The organism is Actinosynnema sp. NPDC059335 (assembly GCF_042752395.1).
Classification (GTDB): Bacteria; Actinomycetota; Actinomycetes; order Mycobacteriales; family Pseudonocardiaceae; genus Actinosynnema.
This window is the reverse complement of the sequence record NZ_JBHYXZ010000095.1, coordinates 1-20645: the sequence shown is the minus strand read 5'-3', so window position 1 is coordinate 20645 and position 20645 is coordinate 1. Positions and strand designations below refer to the sequence as shown.

At 72.8% G+C, this 20645-nt stretch carries 15 protein-coding genes; 12 read left to right on the top strand and 3 right to left on the bottom strand.

Translation table 11 applies throughout. The features are described 5' to 3' along the window. Window positions 1–145: 145 nt before the first annotated feature. Window positions 146–2188: a type IIA DNA topoisomerase subunit B gene (locus ACFXGA_RS26280; RefSeq protein ID WP_378092140.1), complete on the top strand. Its 2043-nt coding sequence runs from the start codon at window positions 146–148 to the stop codon at window positions 2186–2188. Window positions 2189–2218: 30 nt separating this feature from the next. After that, complete coding sequence (locus ACFXGA_RS26275; RefSeq protein WP_378092138.1) at window positions 2219–5626, top strand: DNA topoisomerase (ATP-hydrolyzing); 3408 nt, start codon at window positions 2219–2221, stop codon at window positions 5624–5626. 31 nt (window positions 5627–5657) lie between these two features. Here ACFXGA_RS26275 and ACFXGA_RS26270 read toward each other — a convergent pair whose 3' ends face one another. Continuing rightward, window positions 5658–6716 carry an acyl-CoA dehydrogenase family protein gene (locus ACFXGA_RS26270; RefSeq protein ID WP_378092136.1) on the bottom strand — a complete coding sequence of 353 codons (1059 nt, stop codon included), beginning with the start codon at window positions 6714–6716 and terminating at the stop codon, window positions 5658–5660. Between the two features lie 144 nt (window positions 6717–6860). Here ACFXGA_RS26270 and ACFXGA_RS26265 point away from each other — a divergent pair, with 144 nt between their 5' ends. The 8 genes from ACFXGA_RS26265 (at window position 6861) to ACFXGA_RS26230 (ending at window position 14094) form a co-directional block, all read left to right on the top strand. Next, a complete protein-coding gene (locus tag ACFXGA_RS26265; protein WP_378092134.1) occupies window positions 6861–7934 on the top strand; it encodes an LLM class flavin-dependent oxidoreductase in 1074 nt (357 codons plus the stop codon). After that, entirely contained in the window at window positions 7931–8512 is a 582-nt protein-coding gene (locus tag ACFXGA_RS26260; protein ID WP_378092132.1) for an FMN reductase, read from the top strand. Before ACFXGA_RS26265 ends, ACFXGA_RS26260 begins: the two co-directional genes overlap by 4 nt. A gap of 67 nt (window positions 8513–8579) precedes the next feature. Then, window positions 8580–9287, top strand: a complete 708-nt coding sequence (locus tag ACFXGA_RS26255) for a GNAT family N-acetyltransferase (RefSeq protein WP_378092130.1) — start codon at window positions 8580–8582, stop codon at window positions 9285–9287. Between the two features lie 73 nt (window positions 9288–9360). Then, window positions 9361–10488 (top strand): acyltransferase, encoded by a 1128-nt coding sequence (locus ACFXGA_RS26250; RefSeq protein ID WP_378092128.1) that lies wholly within the window; start codon window positions 9361–9363, stop codon window positions 10486–10488. 185 nt (window positions 10489–10673) lie between these two features. Continuing rightward, window positions 10674–11537 carry an ATP phosphoribosyltransferase gene (gene hisG / locus ACFXGA_RS26245; protein ID WP_378092126.1) on the top strand — a complete coding sequence of 288 codons (864 nt, stop codon included), beginning with the start codon at window positions 10674–10676 and terminating at the stop codon, window positions 11535–11537. 206 nt (window positions 11538–11743) lie between these two features. After that, complete coding sequence (locus ACFXGA_RS26240; RefSeq protein WP_378092123.1) at window positions 11744–12292, top strand: NADPH-dependent FMN reductase; 549 nt, start codon at window positions 11744–11746, stop codon at window positions 12290–12292. 12 nt (window positions 12293–12304) lie between these two features. Next, entirely contained in the window at window positions 12305–13255 is a 951-nt protein-coding gene (locus ACFXGA_RS26235; RefSeq protein WP_378092121.1) for an ATP-binding cassette domain-containing protein, read from the top strand. Continuing rightward, on the top strand, window positions 13252–14094 hold the full coding sequence (locus ACFXGA_RS26230) for an ABC transporter permease (protein WP_378092119.1): 843 nt from the start codon (window positions 13252–13254) through the stop codon (window positions 14092–14094). The genes ACFXGA_RS26235 and ACFXGA_RS26230 overlap by 4 nt, the downstream gene beginning before the upstream one ends. A gap of 1 nt (window position 14095) precedes the next feature. Here the strand turns inward: ACFXGA_RS26230 and ACFXGA_RS26225 are convergent, their stop codons facing one another. Beyond that, the gene (locus ACFXGA_RS26225) at window positions 14096–17110 is read right to left on the bottom strand and encodes an ATP-binding protein (protein ID WP_378092117.1); all 3015 of its coding nucleotides are present in this window, start codon (window positions 17108–17110) and stop codon (window positions 14096–14098) included. A 44-nt stretch (window positions 17111–17154) separates the two neighbouring features. Further along, window positions 17155–17751 carry a TetR/AcrR family transcriptional regulator gene (locus ACFXGA_RS26220; RefSeq protein WP_378092115.1) on the bottom strand — a complete coding sequence of 199 codons (597 nt, stop codon included), beginning with the start codon at window positions 17749–17751 and terminating at the stop codon, window positions 17155–17157. A gap of 79 nt (window positions 17752–17830) precedes the next feature. Here ACFXGA_RS26220 and ACFXGA_RS26215 point away from each other — a divergent pair, with 79 nt between their 5' ends. After that, the gene (locus ACFXGA_RS26215; protein ID WP_378092113.1) at window positions 17831–18727 is read left to right on the top strand and encodes an SDR family NAD(P)-dependent oxidoreductase; all 897 of its coding nucleotides are present in this window, start codon (window positions 17831–17833) and stop codon (window positions 18725–18727) included. Between the two features lie 117 nt (window positions 18728–18844). Then, on the top strand, window positions 18845–20542 hold the full coding sequence (locus tag ACFXGA_RS26210; protein WP_378092111.1) for a glycosyl hydrolase: 1698 nt from the start codon (window positions 18845–18847) through the stop codon (window positions 20540–20542). Window positions 20543–20645 lie beyond the last annotated feature (103 nt).

Below are 20645 nucleotides of genomic sequence, written 5' to 3'. Positions count from 1 at the left end.
GTTCGAGTATGACAAGATCGCGGGTGAACCACCGAACCACCGTGCCCCGACCGTAGCGGGAGACCGGGGAGGTGCGCGGATCACGCGCGGTCCTCGGTTACCGTGAACCGCTCGACGCACGCCACGACCTGGGGAGAACGACCCGGTGACCGCTGAGATCCTGTACGGGGCCGACGACCTGACCCACCTGGAGGGTCTCGAGGCGGTGCGCAAGCGCCCCGGCATGTACATCGGGTCCACCGACAGCAGGGGCGTCAACCACCTGTTCACCGAGGTGGTCGACAACTCCACCGACGAAGGCGTGGCCGGCCACGCCACCAGGATCGTCGTCACCCTGCACGCCGACGGCAGCGTCCAGGTGGACGACGACGGCCGCGGCATCCCCACCGGCATCCACGCCAAGTCCGGCCTGTCCGGCGTCGAACTCGTCCTCACCCGGCTGCACGCCGGCGGCAAGTTCGGCGGCTCGGGCTACAAGACCTCCGGCGGCCTGCACGGCGTCGGCGCCTCCGCCGTCAACGCCCTGTCCCACCGCTACGACGTCGTCGTCCGCCGCGAGGGCAAGACGCACGAGATGTCGTTCAAGCACGGCATCCCCGGCGTGTTCGACGGCCCCGGCCCCCGGGCCGGCTTCACCCCCCAGTCCGGCCTGCGCGTCACCGGCCGCACCAAGCGCACCGGCACCTCCACCCGCTACTGGCACGACGCCCGCTACTTCGAGAACGGCGCGGCGCTCGACGTCGAGGCCGTCCGCACCAAGCTGCGCAACACCGCGTTCCTCGTCCCCGGCGTCACCTACGTCCTGCGCGTCGCCACCGACGACGGGATCCAGGAGGAGACCTTCCACTACCCGGGCGGCCTGGTCGACATGGTGGACCACCTCGCGCCCGCCGGCGACAAGCCCGTTTCCGGCACCCTGCTCGTCACCGGCACGGGCGTCTACCACGAGAACGCGGCCGACGAGAACGGCGTCATGCGGTCCAAGGTCGAGCGCCACGCCGAGGTCGAGATCGCGCTGCGCTGGGGCACCGGCTACGAGCGCACCGTCGAGTGCTTCACCAACACCATCCGCAACGTCCACGGCGGCACCCACCGCCGCGGCTTCGAACGCGCCGTGCTCAAGTCCCTCCAGGACGCCATCGGCCGGACCAGGGGCCTGCTCAAGCCCAAGGAGGACCCGCCCACCCTGGACGACGTGCTCGAAGGCATGACCGCCGTCGTCCACGTCCGCATCCCCGAACCGCAGTTCACCTCCCAGACCAAGGACGAGCTGTCCACCGCCGGCATCACCAAGGTCACGCTCGGCGTGGTCGAGAAGCACCTCAAGGCGTGGACCGAGGACCGCCGCACCAAGGCCGAGGCCAAGATCGTCCTGCAGAAGGTCGTCGACGCCTCCCGCGTCCGCCTGACCCAGAAGCAGCAGAAGGACGCCGCCCGCCGCAAGACCGCCCTCGAAGGCGCGGCGATGCCCGCGAAGCTGGTCGACTGCCGCACCACCGGCGTGTCCCGCAGCGAGCTGTTCCTCGTGGAAGGCGACAGCGCCCTCGGCTCGGCCCGCATGGCCCGCGTGTCCGAGTACCAGGCGTTGCTCCCGCTGCGCGGCAAGATCCTCAACGTGCAGAAGGCCAGCCTCGCCGACACCCTCCGCAACGCCGAGATCGCGAGCATCGTGCAGGTCCTCGGCGCGGGCACCGGCCGCACGTTCGACCTCGCCGCCATGCGCTACGGCCGGGTCATCCTGATGGCCGACGCGGACGTCGACGGCTCGCACATCCGCACCCTCCTGATCACCCTGTTCGCCAAGTACATGCGGCCCGTGATCGAGGACGGGCGGCTCTACGCCGCCATGCCGCCGCTGCACAAGGTCGTGACCAAGGGCCGCAACCCCGAGACCCACTTCACCTTCACCCAGCGCGAGATGGAGCAGAAGGTCGCCAAGCTCGAGAAGGCCGGCAAGACGGTGGTCAAACCGGTGCCCCGGTTCAAGGGCCTCGGCGAGATGGACGCGGACGAGCTGTGGGAGACCACGATGAACCCCGCCACCCGCTCGGTGCGCCGCATCACCATGCACGACGCGGAGGCCGCGGAAGCCGCGTTGGAGCTGCTCATGGGCGAGAAGGTCGAGCCGCGCCGGGCGTGGCTCGTCGAGTCGGCCGCCCGGGTCGACCAGTCCGCGATCGACGTCTGACACGCCTGACACACGAGGGAACGACCGACCATGGCACGCCGCAAGACCCCCACCACCAGGGTCGACCCGTCCGCCTTCGACCGCGCGGGCGCCCAGGTCTTCGACAACTCGCTGACCACGGAGATCGAGGACTCCTACCTGGAGTACGCCTACTCGGTGATCCACTCCCGCGCCCTGCCGGACGCGCGGGACGGCCTCAAGCCGGTCCACCGCCGGATCCTGTTCTCGATGAACGAGCAGGGCCACCGCCCGACCAGCCCGTACGTGAAGTCCTCCCGCGTGGTCGGCGACTGCTTCGTGCGCGGCGCGCTCGTCTCCACCCCCGAGGGCCTGCGGCCGATCGAGGACATCGGGGTCGGCGACCTCGTGCTCGACGGGCGCGGCGAGCCGGTCGAGGTCACCGAGGTCTACGAGAACCCCCGGTCGGAGCTGGTGCGCGTCACCTGGTCGGACGGCCACTCGATGCTCGTCACGCCCGGCCAGCGGTTCCACACCGGCGACCGGGACGGCTGGACCGACGCCGACTGGACCGCGGCCCGCGACCTCACCGGCGCCCGCACGACCGGCTTCGGCCCCGAGCGCCACGCGACCCTGCTCGCCGACGGCGACGCGTCCGGTTTCGTGATCGGCCTGCTCGCCGCGTCCGGCGAGGTGCTCGCCGACGGCCGGGTGCGGCTGGCACCGGCGGACGCCGACGCGGTCGACATCGCCCACGGCTGGGCCATCGCCCACGGCGTGACCACGTCCCGCGACAAGGACGGCGACCGGCACGCCCTGACCTTCGCCCACCACCCCGACCTGGCCGCCGCCGCGACCGGCCGCCCGGACGCCGTGCTGCGCGACCGCACGTCGTGGACGCCGTACCTCGCGGGCCTGTTCGTCGCCGGGGGAGCGGTCGGCGACGGCATCGTCCTGCCCGGCGGCGACGCCGAGTACGCCGTGCTCGCCGACTCGGGCATCCGCGCCCGCCGCGACGCGACGACCCTGACCGTCACCGGCCGCGACGCCGCCGCGCTCGCCGTGGCGCTGCTGCGCTGGACCGGCGTCGGCCCGCGCCAGGACGGCCTGGTCCGGGTGATCCGCGCGGCGAAGCACGCCCCGGACAACCCGTTGCCGCACGTCGTCTCCGTCGCGCCGGCCGCGCCGGACACCACCTACGACATCCAGGTGGCGAGCCCGGAGCACGCGTTCGTGGTGAGCGGCTTCGTGGTGCACAACTGCATGGGCAAGTACCACCCCCACGGCGACACCGCGATCTACGACGCGATGGTCCGCCTGGCGCAGGACTTCTCGCTCAACACCCCGTTGATCGACGGGCACGGCAATTTTGGAAGCCCGGACGACGGACCGGCGGCCTCGCGTTACACCGAAGCCCGGATGTCGCCGGCGGCCATGTTGCTGGTCGGGGAGCTGGACGAGGAGACGGTCGACTTCCGGCCCAACTACGACGGCTCGTTGCAGGAGCCGTCCGTGCTGCCGGCGGCATTCCCGAACCTGCTGGTCAACGGCACGTCGGGGATCGCGGTCGGCATGGCGACGAACATGATCCCGCACAACCTGGGCGAGGTCGTGGCGGCGGCGCGGTACCTGGTCACGCACCCCGACGCGTCGCTGGACAAGCTGATGGAGTTCATCCCCGGCCCGGACCTGCCGACCGGTGGGGTGCTGCTCGGGCTGGACGAGGTGCGCAAGGCGTACGAGACCGGGCGCGGCGTGGTGCGGATGCGGGCCAAGGTCGAGACCGGGTTGCTGGAGGGCAGCCGGGGCCGGCAGGCGATCACGGTGACCGAGCTGCCCTACGGCGTCGGCCCGGAGAAGATCATCGAGAAGATCACCGACGAGGTCACCAAGTCCAAGCGGCTGACCGGGATCTCCGACGTCAAGGACCTCACCGACCGCGAGAACGGCACCCGCGTGGTGATCGAGTGCAAGGTCGGGGTGAACCCGCAGGCATTGCTGGCCGATCTGTACCGGCTGACGCCGATGGAGCAGTCGTTCGGCATCAACAACCTGGTGCTGGTGGACGGTCAGCCGCGCACGTTGGGCCTCAAGGCGCTGCTGGAGGTGTTCCTGCAGCACCGCTACGACGTGGTCACGCGGCGCACCCGGTACCGGCGGCGCAAGCGCGAGGACCGGTTGCACCTGGTCGAGGGTCTGCTCAAGGCGTTGCTGAGCATCGACAAGGTGATCAAGCTGATCCGGGGCAGCGAGAACGCGGCCGCTGCGAAGGAGGGCTTGATGAAGTCGTTCAAGCTCTCCGAGGTCCAGGCGACCTACATCCTGGACACGCCGTTGCGCCGGTTGACCCGCTACGACTCGTTGGAGCTGGAGGCGGAGCAGGAGAAGCTGCGCCAGGAGATCGCCGAGCTGACCAGGATCCTGGACGACCCGGCCGTGCTGAAGAAGGTCGTGTCGACGGAGCTGGCGAAGGTGGCCAAGGACCTGCAGCAGGAGCGCCGGACCACGTTGCTGGACGGCGACCTGAAGGAGGTGCTGGCGGCGTCGAAGCCGGCCGGGCCGCTGGAGGTCGCCGACGACCCGTGCCAGGTGATCCTGTCCGCGACCGGGCTGGTGGCGCGGACGGCGGCGGAGTCGGAGGAGTCGTCGGAGGCGCGCCGCCGCAAGGGCCGGACCAGGCACGACGCGGTGGCGGCGACGGTGCACACCACGGCGCGCGGTCAGGTGTTGCTGGTGACGAACCGGGGTCGGGCGTTCAAGACGGACGTGCTGCCGCTGCCGGTGCTGCCGGAGCAGAGCGGCACGGTGTCGTTGAGCGGCGGCATGGCGGCCGGCGAGCTGGTGGACCTGGAGGCGGGGGAGCGGGTCGTGGGCATCGCCCCGTTGACCGACACCGGGTCGCCGGGGCTGGCGCTGGGCACGAGGTCGGGCACGGTGAAGGTGTGCGCGCCGGAGTGGCCGGTGCGGTCGGACGAGTTCGAGGTGATCACCCTCAAGGAGGGTGACGAGGTGGTCGGCGCGACGTGGCTGACCGGGGCCGACGAGACGTTGGTGTTCGTGACGTCGGAGGCTTCGCTGTTGCGCTACTCCGCGTCGCTGGTGCGGCCGCAGGGTTTGCGCGGCGGCGGCATGGCGGGCATCAACGTCGGCTCGGGCGCTCGGGTGGTGTTCTTCGGCGCGGTGCGCACGGACGACGACGAGCACGGCGAGCCGATGGTGGTCACGTCGACCGGCCAGAGCGTCAAGGTGACGCCGTTGTCGGCGTACCCGGCGAAGGGCCGGGCCACGGGAGGTGTCCGGGCGCACCGGTTCCTCAAGGGCGAGACGGGCCTGGCGTTGGCCTGGGTGGGTCCGCGCCCGGCGGGCGCGGCGGAGAACGGCTCGCCGGTGGAGCTGCCGGCCCCGGACGACCGCCGCGACGGCTCGGGCCACGCCCACCCCGGTCCGGACGTCGTGGGTCACGTGATCGAGCGCGACTGACCGCGGTGGTGGCGACCGGGGGAGCCGTCGGCTACGGCTCCTTCGGTCGTCCGAGGAACACCGGGCCGTAGCGCTCCAGGCTTGCGTTCGGGTGGAGGATGGCGTGCAGGTTCAGCGCGTGCGCGTCCCGCCGGACGCGGCGCAGGGTGGGGTGGTCGCCGTCCAGGACGTCGACCGCGTCGCGGGCCCTCAGGCACGCCTCGCCGAGGTCGCGGCGGACGCCCGCGCGGTCCTCGGCGGTCCACTCCTCGCCGCACGCGGCCTTGTGGTCGACGACGGCGGCGCTGCGGCGGGCGTGGAACTCGGCTTCGTCGGCCAGCACGGTGGCCTCCCGGATGCGCGCCGGGGACGCCGACGGTCCCGCGGCGAACACCTCGACGGCGGCCCGGGCCAGGCCGGCGGCGGGGGCGCTGACGGTGGCGCAGGCGGCCGGGACGAACGGCGCGCGGAACATCGGGGCGGACGCACCCGGGTCGGCGCTCAGCACCGGAGCGAGGCGCAGCACCCGGTCGGAGGGGACGAACACGTCCTTCGCCACCGTGGTCACGCAGCCGGTGGCGCGCAGGCCGGTGGTGTGCCAGTCGTCCAGCACCTCCAGGTCCACCAGCGGGATGGCCAGGGCGACCGGCACGCGGTCGGGCGCGAGGAGGGCGGCGTTGGTGGTCCAGTGGCTCTGGGGCGCGCCCGTGGTGAACGCCCACCGCCCGTTGACCAGCACGCCGCCGCCGACCGGCTCGGCGGTCGCGGTGGGGCTGAGGATGCCGGTGACGCGCACGTCGGGTTTGGCGAAGACCTCCCGCCGGACCTCTTCGGGGAACTGGCCGACCACCCACGTGGAGACCGCCCACACGGCGGCGGTCCACGCCGCCGACCCGTCGCCGCGCGCCAGCTCGGCGATGACCTCGACCACGGTGGCGAGGTCCGCCTCGTGGCCGCCGTGCTCGGCGGGCACCCGCAGGCGCAGCACGCCGGCGTCGGCCATCGCCTCCAGCGCGCCTTCGTGCAGCCTGCGGTGCTCGTCACCCCAGGCGGCGTGGGCGCGCAGGACGGGGACGATCCCCGCGGCGCGCCGCACCAGCTCGTGCTGCACCGTGCCGTGCCTCCCCCATAGGTGACCCGTGACACTCACCTTGGCGTGCTCCGCGCCACCAGACAACACCGGAATAGCCGATCACCGGGTACTGTTGTGCCGGTTAGTTGAAAGTACAACTACCTGATCGAGGAGTGAGTGGCCATGCAGTTCGGTGTCTTCACCGTCGGCGACGTGACGCCCGACCCCACCACGGGCCGGACGCCGACCGAGGCCGAGCGCATCAAGGCCATGGTCGCCATCGCGCTCAAGGCCGAAGAGGTCGGCCTGGACGTCTTCGCGACCGGCGAGCACCACAACCCGCCGTTCGTGCCGTCGTCGCCGACGACCATGCTCGGCTACGTCGCCGCGCGCACGGAGCGGCTGATCCTGTCCACGGCCACCACGCTGATCACCACCAACGACCCCGTCAAGATCGCGGAAGACTACGCCATGCTCCAGCACCTGGCCGACGGCCGGGTGGACCTGATCATGGGCCGCGGCAACACCGGCCCGGTGTACCCGTGGTTCGGCAAGGACATCCGCGACGGCATCGACCTGGCCATCGAGAACTACGCGCTGCTGCACAAGCTGTGGCGGGAGGACGTGGTGGACTGGGAGGGCAAGCACCGCACGCCCCTGCAGTCGTTCACCTCGACCCCGCGCCCGCTCGACGGCGTGCCGCCGTTCGTCTGGCACGGCTCGATCCGCAGCCCGCAGATCGCCGAGCAGGCCGCCTACTACGGCGACGGCTTCTTCGCCAACCACATCTTCTGGCCCAAGGAGCACTTCCAGCGGCTGATCGGCTTCTACCGCGAGCGCTTCGAGCACTACGGGCACGGCGCGGCGCACCAGGCGATCGTCGGCCTCGGCGGCCAGGTGTTCATGCGCCGCAACTCGCAGGACGCCGTCCGCGAGTTCCGCCCGTACTTCGACAACGCCCCGGTGTACGGCCACGGGCCGTCGCTGGAGGAGTTCACCGACCAGACGCCGCTGACCGTCGGCAGCCCGCAGGAGGTCATCGACAAGACGCTGACCTTCCGCGACCACTTCGGCGACTACCAGCGGCAGCTCTTCCTGATCGACCACGCGGGCCTGCCGCTGAAGACGGTGCTGGAGCAGCTCGACTTCCTCGGCGAGATCGTGCCCACCCTGCGCCGGGAGTTCGCGGTCGGCCGCCCGGCCGACGTGCCCGACGCCCCCACCCACGCCTCGCTGCGGAAGGCGGAGGTCCGATGACGACGACGCTGGCGGTCGTGCAGGCGGGGCTCGGGTCGCCCTCGTCCACCCAGCTGCTCGCGACCCGGCTGGCGGAGGCGACCCAGCGGCTCGTGCCCGACCTGGACGTGCGCACCACGCACCTGCGGGACGTGGCCCGCGACATCGCGGACAACCTCGTCACCGGGTTCCCGAGCGCGCGACTGCGCGAGGTGGTGGAGTCGGTGGTCGGCGCGGACGCGCTGATCGCCGTGACGCCGACGTTCAACGCGTCCTACAGCGGCTTGTTCAAGTCGTTCGTGGACGTGCTGGAGCCGGGCTCGCTGGCGGGCAAGCCGGTGCTGATCGGCGCGACCGGCGGCACCGAGCGCCACTCGCTGGTGCTGGACCACGCGCTGCGGCCGCTGTTCGCGTACATGCGGGCGATCGTCGTCCCGACCGGCGTGTACGCGGCGTCCTCGGACTGGGGCGCGGAGGGCCTGCCCGGCCGCGTCGAGCGGGCCGCCGGGGAGCTGGCCGACCTGCTCGTCGGCCGCGCGCCCGCCAAGCCCGCGACCGAGGACTTCGTGCCGTTCGACCAACTGCTCGCCGGCCGCTGACCGGAGGAGGTCGGGCGCGGCGGAAATGGGCCTGACCACCGGCCGGGCGCCGAATAGGGTTCGGCCCATGTCCGCCTCCCTGCACCTCGCGGTGCGCAACGCCGCCGTCCTCACCACCGCGCTGGCCCGCACCCGCGGGCACGACCTGATCACCCGCGCCGGGTTCCTCGCGATGAGCGGGCCGACCCTGCTGCGGGTGCTCGCGGTGCGCCCGGACCTCGACCCGGACGACTTCGCGGAGTTGCAGCTGCTGGTCAAGCGGGCCGAGGCGCGGGTGGTGGTCGAGGACTCGTTCGGCACGATCGACGGCGAGGCGCTCGGCCTCACCGCGCGCCACCTGCCGGTCATGATCCGCCCGCCCGCGCCCGTGACGCCGCCCGCCCTGGAGGTCAGGGCGGTGCGCACGGCCGAGGAGTGGGCCGTGGCCGAGCGGGTGGTGGTCGACGGCTTCCCGATGCCCGGCTTCCCGACCGGCAACGCGCTGCCGTGGGCGCTGAAGGACCACGAGGGGTTCCGCGTGCACACCGCGTGGCGGGAGGGCGAGGTCGCCGGGGCGTGCCTGACCGTCGAGGCGGCCGGCGCGGTCGGCGTGTACTGGGTGACGACCCTGCCCGAGCACCGCTCGCGCGGCGTCGGCCGGGCGCTGATGCACGCGGTGATCAACGAGTTCCCGCTGCCCCTGACGCTCAGCGCGGCCAAGGCCGGGCTGCCGCTGTACGAGTCGCTCGGCTTCTCCGTCGTGACGCCCGCCGCCTGGTGGTCGAACGGGGCGTGACCAGCGGCCGGGCCGCCCGCGCGGGGCGAAATTCGCCGGGCGTGCGCGGGCCGGCAGCCGTTACCGTGGGAGGATGACCGCAGAGGTGGGGCAGCGGTCCCGGCTGGCCGCGGTGGACAACCTGAAGGTGCTGCTCGTCGCCTGGGTGATCGGCGGGCACGCGCTCCTCGGGTACTCGGCGGTGGGCGGGTGGCCGTACGACGAGGTCAACGAGGTCACGTTCGCGCCTCGGGTGGAGACCGTGCTGGCGGCCGTCCTCGGGCCGTCCGGGCTGTTCCTGATGGGCACCTTCTACCTGCTGTCCGGCCTGTTCACGCCGCAGTCGCTGGCGCACAAGGGCCCCCGCCGGTTCGTCGTGGACCGCCTCGTGCGGCTGGGCGTGCCGTTCGCGGTGTCGGCGTTGCTGGTGTGGCCGCTGACGATGTGGGTGGCCTACCGGGCCGCCGGGCACGACGTCACGCCGTGGTGGGTGTTCACCCACCGCGACCCGCTGCTGGACTCCGGTTCTTTGTGGTTCGTGGAGATTTTGCTCCTGTTCTCCGTCGCCTACGCGCTGTTCGGCCGGCCGGGCGACGGGCCGTTCGCGCTGACGGGCGGCCACCTCGTCGCGGTCACGGCCGGGGTCGCGGTGAGCACGTTCGCGGTGCGGCTGTGGTTCCCCGCGCGCAGCGGCCAGGTCGGCGACCTGCACATCTGGTGGTGGCCGCAGTTGATCGCGATGTTCGGGGTCGGCATCGTCGGCGCGCGCTCGGGCCTGGCGCGGTGGGTGCCGGAACGGATGTGGCGCGGCAGTCGGGTGGTGGCGGTGCTGACGCTCGCGGCTGTGCCCGTGGTCGCGGTCGCGCTGGGCGTGTCCGACCTCGCGGGACAGGCGGGCCCGTTCCTCGGCGGCTGGCGGTGGGAGGCACTGCTGTTCGCCGCGGTCGAGGCCGTGCTGGTGGTCGGCGGGTCCGTGTGGCTGCTCGGCTGGGCGCAGCGGCGGCTCACCCGGGACGGACCGCTGGCCACCGCGCTGGCCCGCGGGGCGTTCGCCGCGTTCTTCGTCCAGGGCCCGGTGCTGGTCGTGCTCGCGGTGGCGGCCCGGCCGTTGCCGTTCCCGGCCGAGGTGAAAGCGTTCCTGGTGGCGGCGGTCGCCATCGCGGTGTCATTCGGGGCCGGCTGGCTATTGACCACGCGCACCAGGGTCGGCCGTTTCTTCTGATTTGTTCGGCGTTCGGCGGTTATTCGGTTGAATGGACCCGCGGGACAATGCGGGAGGCGCCGCGCTCACGTGGTGGGAACCACGGACGGGTGACCCGGGCGCGACACCGCGTGGTTTCCACACCGTGGGACACCGGGGCGTCCCCGAGACGGGGATCCGTCCCCCGGTGTGGGAGACTGCGCGCCATGGCTCCTCTTCGCTTCGCCCTGCCCAACAAGGGCTCGTTGAGTGCTCCCGCGGCGCAAATGCTGGCCGAAGCGGGCTACCGGGTGAACAGGTCCGGCCGTGAGCTGATCGTGGCGGACCCGGCAAATGATGTGCAGTTCTTTTTCCTGCGTCCCCGCGACATCGCGGTGTACGTGGGCGAGGGGTCGTTGGACGTCGGCATCACCGGTCGTGATCTGCTGCTCGATTCCACCGTGTCGGCGAAGGAAATCCTGCCGTTGGGCTTCGGCCGGGCGTCGTTCTACTTCGCGTCCAAGCCCGGCGGGATCCAGGACGCCGCGGGCCTGGAGGGCCGGCGCATCGCGACCAGCTACCCGAACCTGGTCGAGCACCACCTGTCCGACCTCGGCATCAAGGCGCACCTCGTGCGGCTCGACGGCGCGGTGGAGACCGCCGTGGAGCTGGGCGTGGCCGACGCGATCGCCGACGTCGTGGAAACCGGCATCACGCTGAAGACCTCCGGGCTGGAGACGTTCGGCTCGCCGATCCTCAAGTCCGAGGCCGTGCTGATCCAGGGCGACACGGTCGCCGAGACCCCCGACGCGGTGCGCTCGGTCGAGATCCTGCACCGCCGGCTCCAGGGCGTGCTGATCGCCCGCCGGTACGTGATCCTCGACTTCGACTGCCCGGTGGAGGCGCAGGAGGAGGCGTTCAAGCTCGTGCCCGGCATCGAGTCGCCCACCGTCTCGCCGCTGGCCCGCGAGGGCTGGGTGGCCGTGCGCTCCCTCGTGCCGCGCGACGACGCGCCGTTCATCATGGACGAGCTGTGGCGCGTGGGCGCGCGCGCGATCCTGGTCAGCTCCCTGGACACCTGCCGCATCTAGCACCGCCCGCCCGGACTCCACGTTCCCACACGCCGTGCCGTGCGGGGGCGTGGAGTTCGTCGTTCCGAGCGTTGAACTCGGGGGTCCCGAACGTAGGACTCACGCGTTCTGAACGTAGGACACGCGCGTTCTGGGGGTAGGACACGCGGGTGCTAGATCCGGTCTGGCGGGTCGTCTCGCGCCTCCTGGGTGAGAGGAGGCGGCACGTGGAGGCGTCACGCATCGCAGTGATCATCGGCAGCACCCGCGAGGGTCGCGTCGGCGACGGCATCGGCCGGTGGGTCGCCGGGGTGGCGGCGGAGCGCGCCGACGTCGAGCCCGTCGTGCTCGACCTCGCCGACTACGACTTCCCGCCGTGCTACCCGGCCCGGCCCACGGCGGAGGTCCGGCGGTTCACCGGGCAGGTGGCGGACGCGGACGGGTTCGTCGTCGTCACGCCCGAGTACAACCGCAGCTTCCCCGCCTCCCTCAAGCAGGCCATCGACTACGCCTACGACGAGTGGCACGCCAAGCCCGCCGGGTTCGTCTCCTACGGCTACCGCTCCGAGGGGTTCCACGCGGTGGAACAGCTCCGAACAGTTTTCACCGAGTTGCACGTCATGACAGTGCGCACGGCCGTCGGCGTGAACCTGCTCGCCGACGAGCCGCTCGACACCGAACGCCGCCGCCGCGCCGCGGAGGCGATGTTCGACCAGCTCACCTGGTGGGCGTCGGCCCTCAAACAAGCCCGCACCCGACGCCCCTACGTCTCCTAGGAAAGGAAGAACATGAACGCCATCGAAACGTCGGGCCTGGTCAAGGTCTTCGGCGACACCCGCGCGGTGGACGGCGTGGACCTGACCGTGCCCGCCGGGACGGTGTACGGCCTGCTCGGCCCGAACGGCGCGGGCAAGACCACGACGGTCCGCATGCTGGCCACCCTGCTGCGACCGGACGACGGACAGGCCCGCGTGTTCGGCCACGACGTGCGCGCCGACCCCGACGCGGTGCGCCGGCTCGTCAGCCTGACCGGCCAGTACGCCTCCGTGGACGAGGACCTGACCGGCACCGAGAACCTGCTCCTGCTCGGCCGGCTGCTGGGCCACAGCCGGTCCCGGGCGAAGGCGCGCGCCGCGCAGCTGCTGGACGCGTTCGGGCTCACCGAGGCGGCGGGCAAGCAGGTCAAGCACTACTCGGGCGGCATGCGCCGCCGGCTCGACATCGCGGCCAGCATCCTCAACACCCCCAAGCTGCTGTTCCTGGACGAGCCGACCACCGGCCTGGACCCCCGCAGCCGCAACCAGGTGTGGGACATCGTCCGCGCGGTCGTCGCGCACGGCACCACCGTGCTGCTGACCACCCAGTACCTGGACGAGGCCGACCAGCTCGCGTCGCGCATCGCGGTGATCGACCACGGCCGGGTCATCGCCGAGGGCACCAAGGGCGAGCTGAAGGCGTCGGTCGGCGTCGGCGCGGTGCACCTGCGGCTGCGCGACGCCGAGCAGCGGGCGCAGGCGCAGCAGGTGCTCGTCCGCACCCTGGAGGCCGACGTGCAGCTCGACCACGACCCGGTGGCGCTGACCGCGCGGCTGACCGGCCGGGCCACCGAGCAGGCCGCGGAGGCGCTGGCCCAGCTCGCCCGCGAGGGCATCACCGTCGACACGTTCTCCCTCGGCCAGCCCAGCCTGGACGAGGTGTTCCTGGCCCTCACCGACAAGAAGAAGGAGGCGGCGGCGTGACCGTCACCAAGGAACCCGAACTCCTGCCCGCACCCAAGGCGGAGGACTTGGCGGCGGTGCTGCTGAACACCGACCCGCCGGGCCGGCCGAGCGCGCTGTCGGCGTCGCTCACGTTCGGCTGGCGGGCCGTGCTCAAGATCAAGCACGTGCCGGAGCAGCTGTTCGACGTCACCGCGTTCCCGATCATGATGATCCTGATGTTCACCTACCTGTTCGGCGGCGCGCTGGCCGGGTCGCCGGGGGAGTACCTGCAGTTCCTCCTGCCGGGCATCACGGTCACCAGCGTCGTGATGATCACCATGTACACCGGGGTCGCGGTGAACACCGACATCCAGAAGGGCGTCTTCGACCGGTTCCGCACGCTGCCCGTCTGGCGGCCCGCGCCCATGGTCGGCTACATCCTGGGCGACCTGCTGCGGTACGTGCTGGCCTCCACCGTGATCATGGTCGTCGGCCTGGTCCTCGGCTTCCGGCCCGGCGGCGGGTTCGTCGGCGTCGTGCTCGGCGTGGCGGTGCTGGTCGCGTTCTCGTTCGCGTTCTCGTGGGTGTGGACGATGTTCGGCCTGCTCCTGCGCAGCGAGAAGTCCGTGATGGGCGTGAGCATGCTGTTCCTGTTCCCGCTGACGTTCCTGTCCAACGTCTACGTCGACCCCGGCACGATGCCGGGCTGGCTGCAGGCGTTCGTCAACGTCAACCCGATCAGCAAGCTCGTCGCCGCGGTGCGCGCGCTGATGGCGGGCGGCTTCGACGGCAACGCGATGATGTGGACGCTCGGCTACGGCGTGGTGTTCACCGTCGTGTTCGGCGTCTGGACGATGCGCCTCTACAACCGCAAGTGAGTCAGAGCCGGAACGGCTCGCGGCCCGAGTAGACGCACGTCGCCCCGGTCGACACGGTCTCCCGCAGGTGGGCGGCCAGACCGGGGTGGCGTGCGTCCAGCTTCCGCAGCGCGTCGCGGATGCGGGCGGTCACGGCCTTGCGGGCGCGCTCGGCCTCGTCGCCGAGCTTCCGGGTGCGCCCGGCCAGCCCCGCGGCGGCACGCAGCTCGTCCAGCAGGGCCGCGCGCTCGCGGTCCAGCGCCGCGGCCCGGTCGTCGTCGAAGGCCCGGTCGATCTCGTCGTCCAGCTGCGCCAGCCGCCGCCGGTAGCGGGCCTTGGCCTCGTCGTCCAGCACCGGGTCGCCGCCCAGCCGCGCCGACGCGGCCGCCTCCGGCGCGAGCAACGACACCGCCGGCACCGGCTCGCCGGGGCTGCCCAGCAGCACGTGCAGGTCGCGCAGCCCCTTCGAGTCCGGCACCCGGACCGTGACCCCGTCCCACGACAACGCCCACACATCACCGTCCCGGCGGAACTCGGCGCGGGCCGCCCGCTCGTCGGCCGCCGGCGGCAGGCCCAGCGCGGCCGCCTCCCGCGCCACCGCCGCGTCCAGGTCCGCCGCCGGCGCGCCCTGCGCCCGCAACGCCTCCGCGAGGTGCCGGCGCGCCCGCACCGCCCACGGCCGGGCCCGCATCCGCTCGGCCGACCGCTGCGCCGCCGTCAGCTCCTCCACCGCCGCGTCGCACCGGCCCAGCGCCAGGTCCACCACCCCGAGCCACAGGTCGACCGGCCCGGAGATGTCGCACCCGTACAGCGAGACCAGCCACTTGCCCCGGTGCGGCGCCAACTCCTCCCGCACCCGCGCGGCCAGGTCCCGGTCGCCCGCGGCGAGCGCGTACCGGGCCCGGAACCGCAGCCACAGCGGCTCGAACGACCATCGCGTGCGGTCGTCCAGGCCGGGATGCGCGAGGTGCGCCCCGGCCGCGGCCACGTCACCGCGTTCGAGCGCCGCGAGGCCCGCCAGGAGACCCGGCCACGGGTGCGTGCTCGCGGCCACCTCGGGCGCGAGCGCGTCCAGCGCGGCGAAGTCGCCCCGGGCCAGCAGCAACGCCCACCGCAGGTGCAGGTACATCATCCGGAACCCGGTGTGGTGGGCCGCGCCCATCTCGGTCGCCTTGGCCAGCAACGCCTCCGCCTCGTCGAACCGGCCCTGCGCGGTGGCGATGATGCTCTGGTCGATGGCCGCGGAGAAGTTGAACCGCGACATGCCCAGCCGCTCGGACAGCGCGACGAACGCGTGCAGCTGGTCGAGGTAGCGCGGGTCGCCCAGCTCCACCAGCGCCACCCAGCGGAACGACGTGGCGAAGTGCTCGGCCGTGTGGTCGCCGCTGCGCCGCGACACCGCGATCAGCTCGTCCACCAGCGCGAGCCGCTGCTCGGCCTGGCCGATGCCCGGCGTGGTGTCGTGCACGGTCCACAGCCCGGAGGCGAGCGCGTCGTCGTCCTCGCCGCCCCGCGCCGCCTCGATGGCGCGCAGGCTCATCTCCCGCGCCAACGCCTCCGGCGGCACGTCGGGCGGCGGGCCGACGAGCCGGGCGTACGCCTCCCGCACCACGGCGGCGGCCGCCTTCTCGTCGTCGGAGAACCGGTAGATCGCCAACGCGACCCGGGCGAACGGCGCCGGGTCGGCCAGCCGCCCCGCCTCCGCCGCGGCGCGGTCCAGCACCCGCCGCGCCTCGACGGGCTCGGCGCAGTGGTACAGCTCGGTGCCCAGCTCCAGCGCGACCGCGATCCGCCGCGGGGCGCCCTCGGCGCGTTCCAGCGCCCGCCGGTAGTGCCCGGCGGCCTCCTCGACCGCCATCCGGCGGCTCGCGTCCCGCGCCGCCGCCACGATCAGGTCCACGGCGCGGTCGGCGGGCAGCTCGGCGCCCGCCAGGCGCGCGTGCCGGGCCAGGTCCGCCGGGAGCACCTGGTCGGCCAGGTCGCCCTCCACCGCGCGCACGACGGCCGCGTGCCGGGCGTCCACGTCCGGCAGCGACGCGTAGAGCGCCTCGCGCACCAGGTCGTGCGCGAACGAGAACCGGCCGCCGCCCAACCCCACCACGAGCCGGGCCTGCACGGCCTGGTCGAGCAGCCGGTCCACCGCGGGCACGGGCAGCGACGCGGTCGCGGCCAGCACCCGGCGGTGGAACTCGTGCCCCAGCACGGCGGCCGTGGTCAGCAGGTCGCCCACCGGGCCGGGCAGCAGCGACAGCCGCCGCCGCACCGCGTCCCGCACGCCCGGCGCGACCGCGGTGACGGGCCCGCCGCCGTGCCACAGCCGGGCGGTCTGCTCCACGAAGAACGGGTTGCCGCCGGTGCGCAGGTGCACCTCGGCGACCAGTCCCGGGTCCGGCACGCGGCCCGCCGTGCGGGCCATCAGCTCGCCGACCTCGGCCGGCGCGAGCCCGGTCAGCGCGACCGTGGCGGCCCGGCTGAGCAGCGGCGTCATCAGCGGGCGCAGCGGGTGGCCCTCGGCGTCGACCTCGGTGTCGCGGTAGGTGCCGATCAGCAGCACCCGTTCGAACCAGGTGTGCTGCGCGGCGAACTCCAGCAGCTTCACCGACGCCGGGTCGGCCCAGTGCAGGTCCTCCAGCACGACCACCACCGGCCGGTGGTGCGACACGGCCACCAGCGCCGTGGTCACCGCGTCGTAGAGCGGGAAGCTCTCGGGCGTGTGCTCCGACGGCTCCTCGCCGAGCAGCACCGCCAGCGGGCCGGGGTCGACCTGCTGCCACTCCTGCGCGGTGGCCGCCCGGCGCAACGCCCGGACGACCTGCACCCACGGCCAGTAGCCGGGCGCGCTGTCGGAGTCCCAGCAGGAGCCGCCGAGCACCAGCGCGCCCTGTCGCCGCGCCTGCTCGGCCGCCCCGGTCACCAGGGTGGTCTTGCCGATCCCGGCCTCGCCGGCGACCAGCACGAGGCCGCCGTGGCTGGCCGCCGCGCGGTCCACCTCCGCGCGCAGCACCCCGGCCGCGTGGTCCCGTCCGATTTGTCGCATGGCAGGGTGAAACCTAGCCCACCGGACCGACACCGCACCGGCGTTCAGGCGATGTCGGGCCGGATGTTCTCGATCAGGTGTGCGAACGCCGAGTCGACCGCGCCGGGCAGCGCGGCGGGGTCGCCGGCGGCCAGGTCCTGGCCCGCCTGGTAGCAGGCGACCCCGAGCCGCGGCGCGAGCGCGGCCACGACCGGCGGCGTGCCGCGGTCGAGCAGCGTGTCGCGGAAGACCTCGGCGAGGCGGGCGAACTTGCGGGCCGCGCGGTCGCGCAGTTCGGCGTTCTCCGCCAGCAGCGCCATGTGCGCCCGGAAGTGCTCCTCGTCCGCGGTCACCTCGCGGCACAGGTCCAGCACGACGGCGCGGATCTGCGTCAGCGCGCCCGCCAGGTCGTGCACCGGCGGCAACGCCCGGTGCCGCTCGGTCAGCGACTCGACGATCGCCTGCTCGTCCGAGAAGGCGACCTCCTGCTTGTCGCCGAAGTAGCGGAAGAACGTGGTGCGGCCGACCTCGGCCCGTTCGGCGATGTCGGCCACCGTGACGGCGGCGAAGCCGCGCTCGGCGAACAACGCGAACGCCGCTTCCACGATCTGCTCCCGCGCGCGTTGTTGCTTGCGCTCGCGCAGCGGCGCCCGTTCCGACATGCGGCACAGCATAGCGGCCTGGTACCTCGTCCACTATGGTACTGAGTACCACTTAGGATCCAGTACCGGGAGTTGAGCCATGGGCACGACGTTGATGACCGGCGCGAGCCGCGGCCTCGGCCGCGTGGCCGCCGAGCACCTGCTGCGGCGCCACCCCGACCGCCACCTGCTCGTGCTCAACCGCAGGCCGGGGCTCGCCGCCGAACTGGCCGAGCGCACCGGCAACCGCAACGTCTCCGAGGTGGTGTGCGACCTGGCGTCGTTCGCCGACATCCGCCGGGCGGCGGCCGAGGTGGAGGGACCGCTGGACGGGTTCCTCGGCAACGCGGGCCTGCAGATGGCCACCACGCGCAAGACCACCGCCGACGGCTTCGAGATGACCTTCGGCGTCAACGTGCTGGCCTACCACCTGCTGCTGAACCTGCTCCGGCCGCGCTTCGCCAACCCGGCCCGGATCATCGTGGTCGGCAGCGACGTGCACGACCGCGCGCACAACAGCATGGGCCTGATCCCGCCGCCCCGCTGGACCGACCCGCGCGAGCTGGCCCGGCCGGGGGAGGAGGACACCGGCGTCGCGGGCAGGCGTGCGTACGCCACCAGCAAGCTCGGCGTGGTCTACCTCGTGCACGCGCTGCGGCGCAGGCTCCCCGACGGCATCGACGTCTACTCCTACAACCCCGGCCTGGTGCCCGGCACGGGACTGGCGCGCGACGCCGGCCCGGTCGGCCGGGCCGCGTTCCGCGCGGTCGCCACGGCGCTGCTCGCCCTGCCGGTCGCCACGAGCCCCGCCCGGGCCGGGCGGCTGCTGGCGGAGACCCTGGCGGGACCCCGTCCCGGCGAGAGCGGCGCCTACATCAGCCGGGGCGAGGTGATCCCGTCGTCGCCCGAGTCCTACGACGAGCGGCGCGAGGAGGAGCTGTGGGCCGTCGCCGACGAGCTGTGCGGCCTCACGAGCACGGAACCCCGTCGGGTCTGAACCCGCCGAACAACCCCTTTGTTGTGCGTGTCCGGCCCCCTATGCTTCCTGGGAGCGCTCCCAGAAGAGTGGGACGAGGTTGGCCCCCTGCCAACGACGGTGAAGGGACCGGACACCGTGAGGTTGTTGCTGCTCGTCTCGCTGATCGCCCTGGCGCTCGCGCCGCCCGCGGCCGCCGCGGCGCCGGACGGGTGGATCGAGGCCGAGGACGGCGAGCTGAACGGCACCGTGGTCGAGTCGAGCGTGGCGGGCTTCTCCGGCCGCGGCTACGTGGCGGGCTTCGACACCGGCACCGACAGCGTGACCGTCACGATCCCGGACAGCCCCGGCGGCCTGCACGACCTCACCGTCTCCTACGCCACCCCGTACGGCCCGAAGACCGCGTCGCTGTCGCTCAACGGCAGCGGCCTGGGCGACGTGTCGTTCCCCGAGCACCCCACGTTCACGTCGATCGCCGCCGGCAAGGTGCTGCTGCGCGAGGGCGACAACACGGTCACCATCACCAACAACTGGGGCTGGTACCTGATCGACGCGATCAAGGTGACGCCCAGCGCCCCGCGCGGCCCGCACCAGGTCACCGGCGCGCTCACCGACCCGGCCGCGACCCGCGAGGCCAAGGGCCTGATGCGCTACCTGGCCGCCGACTACGGCGAGACGATCCTCTCCGGTCAGCAGGACCAGGCGAGCATCGACTGGGTCGAGCAGAACACCGGCAAGGCCCCGGCCATCGGCGGCTACGACCTGATGGACTACTCGCCGAGCCGGGTCGAGCGCGGCACCGTCGGCCGGGACGTGGACCACGCCCTCGCCTACGACCGGCGCGGCGGCATCGTCACGATGGCGTGGCACTGGAACGCCCCGTCCGGGTTGATCGACCAGCCGGGCAAGGAGTGGTGGCGCGGCTTCTACACCGACGCGACCACGTTCGACCTCGCCGCCGCGCTGGCCGACCCGACCTCGGCCGACCACACGTTGCTGATCCGGGACATGGACGCGATCGCGGTGCAGCTCAAGCGGCTGGCCGACGCGAAGGTGCCGGTGCTGTGGCGTCCGCTGCACGAGGCCGAGGGCGGCTGGTTCTGGTGGGGCGCGAAGGGGCCCGGTCCGGCCAAGCAGCTCTACCGGCTGCTGCACGACCGGCTGGTGAACCACCACGGCCTGCACAACCTGATCTGGGTGTGGAACTCGGTCGCGCCGGAGTGGTACCCCGGCGACGACGTGGTCGACGTGGTCAGCATCGACTCCTACCCGCCGCAGGGCGACCACGGCCCGGTGATCGGCCCGTACGAGCGGCTGGTCGAGCTGGGCGGCGACCGCAGGCTGGTGGCGCTGGGCGAGGTCGGCTCCATCCCGGACCCCGACCTGGTGCGCGCCTACGGGGCCCGCTGGTCCTGGTTCGTCACCTGGTCCGGCTCGTTCATCCAGGACGGCGTGGTCAACCCGCGCGACTTCGTGCAGCGGGTCTACCACCACGACGCGGTGATCACCCTCGACGAGCTGCCCGACTTCAAGTCGACGCAGGGCCGGTGCACGGCGACCATGCGCGTGGTCGCGCAGTGGGGGATCGCGCACCACGTCGAGATCACCGTGCGGCACCCGGAGAACTCGCCCTCCGCCGGGTGGCGGGTGACCTGGCCGACGTCCGGCACGACGGTCCAGCACGCCTGGGGCGCGACCGTCACCTCCGACGACGCCACCACGACCGCCGCGAACCTCCCCTGGAACGCGGCGATCAAGCCGGGGACGAGCACCACGTTCGGCTACCTGGCGAGCGGCTCCCCGACAGCGCCTGCCTTGACTTGCGCTATCGGGTGATCACGTCCGGTGGACCGGCGGGAGCGAACAGGGGACCGGACGCGGTGTCCGCACCCACTTCCCGCCACCACCGGGCTTGGGCGGGTGTCGTGACGCCGGCGGC

Excerpts from the sequence above, each read along its gene's own strand:
- ACFXGA_RS26215 (WP_378092113.1), top strand. The coding sequence starts at position 17,831 with ATGGGCACGACGTTGATGACCGGCGCGAGCCGCGGCCTCGGCCGCGTG.
- ACFXGA_RS26255 (WP_378092130.1), top strand. The coding sequence starts at position 8,580 with ATGTCCGCCTCCCTGCACCTCGCGGTGCGCAACGCCGCCGTCCTCACC.
- ACFXGA_RS26235 (WP_378092121.1), top strand. The coding sequence starts at position 12,305 with ATGAACGCCATCGAAACGTCGGGCCTGGTCAAGGTCTTCGGCGACACC.
- ACFXGA_RS26225 (WP_378092117.1), bottom strand. The coding sequence starts at position 17,110 with ATGCGACAAATCGGACGGGACCACGCGGCCGGGGTGCTGCGCGCGGAG.
- ACFXGA_RS26265 (WP_378092134.1), top strand. The coding sequence starts at position 6,861 with ATGCAGTTCGGTGTCTTCACCGTCGGCGACGTGACGCCCGACCCCACC.
- hisG (WP_378092126.1), top strand. The coding sequence starts at position 10,674 with ATGGCTCCTCTTCGCTTCGCCCTGCCCAACAAGGGCTCGTTGAGTGCT.
- ACFXGA_RS26275 (WP_378092138.1), top strand. The coding sequence starts at position 2,219 with ATGGCACGCCGCAAGACCCCCACCACCAGGGTCGACCCGTCCGCCTTC.
- ACFXGA_RS26220 (WP_378092115.1), bottom strand. The coding sequence starts at position 17,751 with ATGTCGGAACGGGCGCCGCTGCGCGAGCGCAAGCAACAACGCGCGCGG.
- ACFXGA_RS26250 (WP_378092128.1), top strand. The coding sequence starts at position 9,361 with ATGACCGCAGAGGTGGGGCAGCGGTCCCGGCTGGCCGCGGTGGACAAC.
- ACFXGA_RS26260 (WP_378092132.1), top strand. The coding sequence starts at position 7,931 with ATGACGACGACGCTGGCGGTCGTGCAGGCGGGGCTCGGGTCGCCCTCG.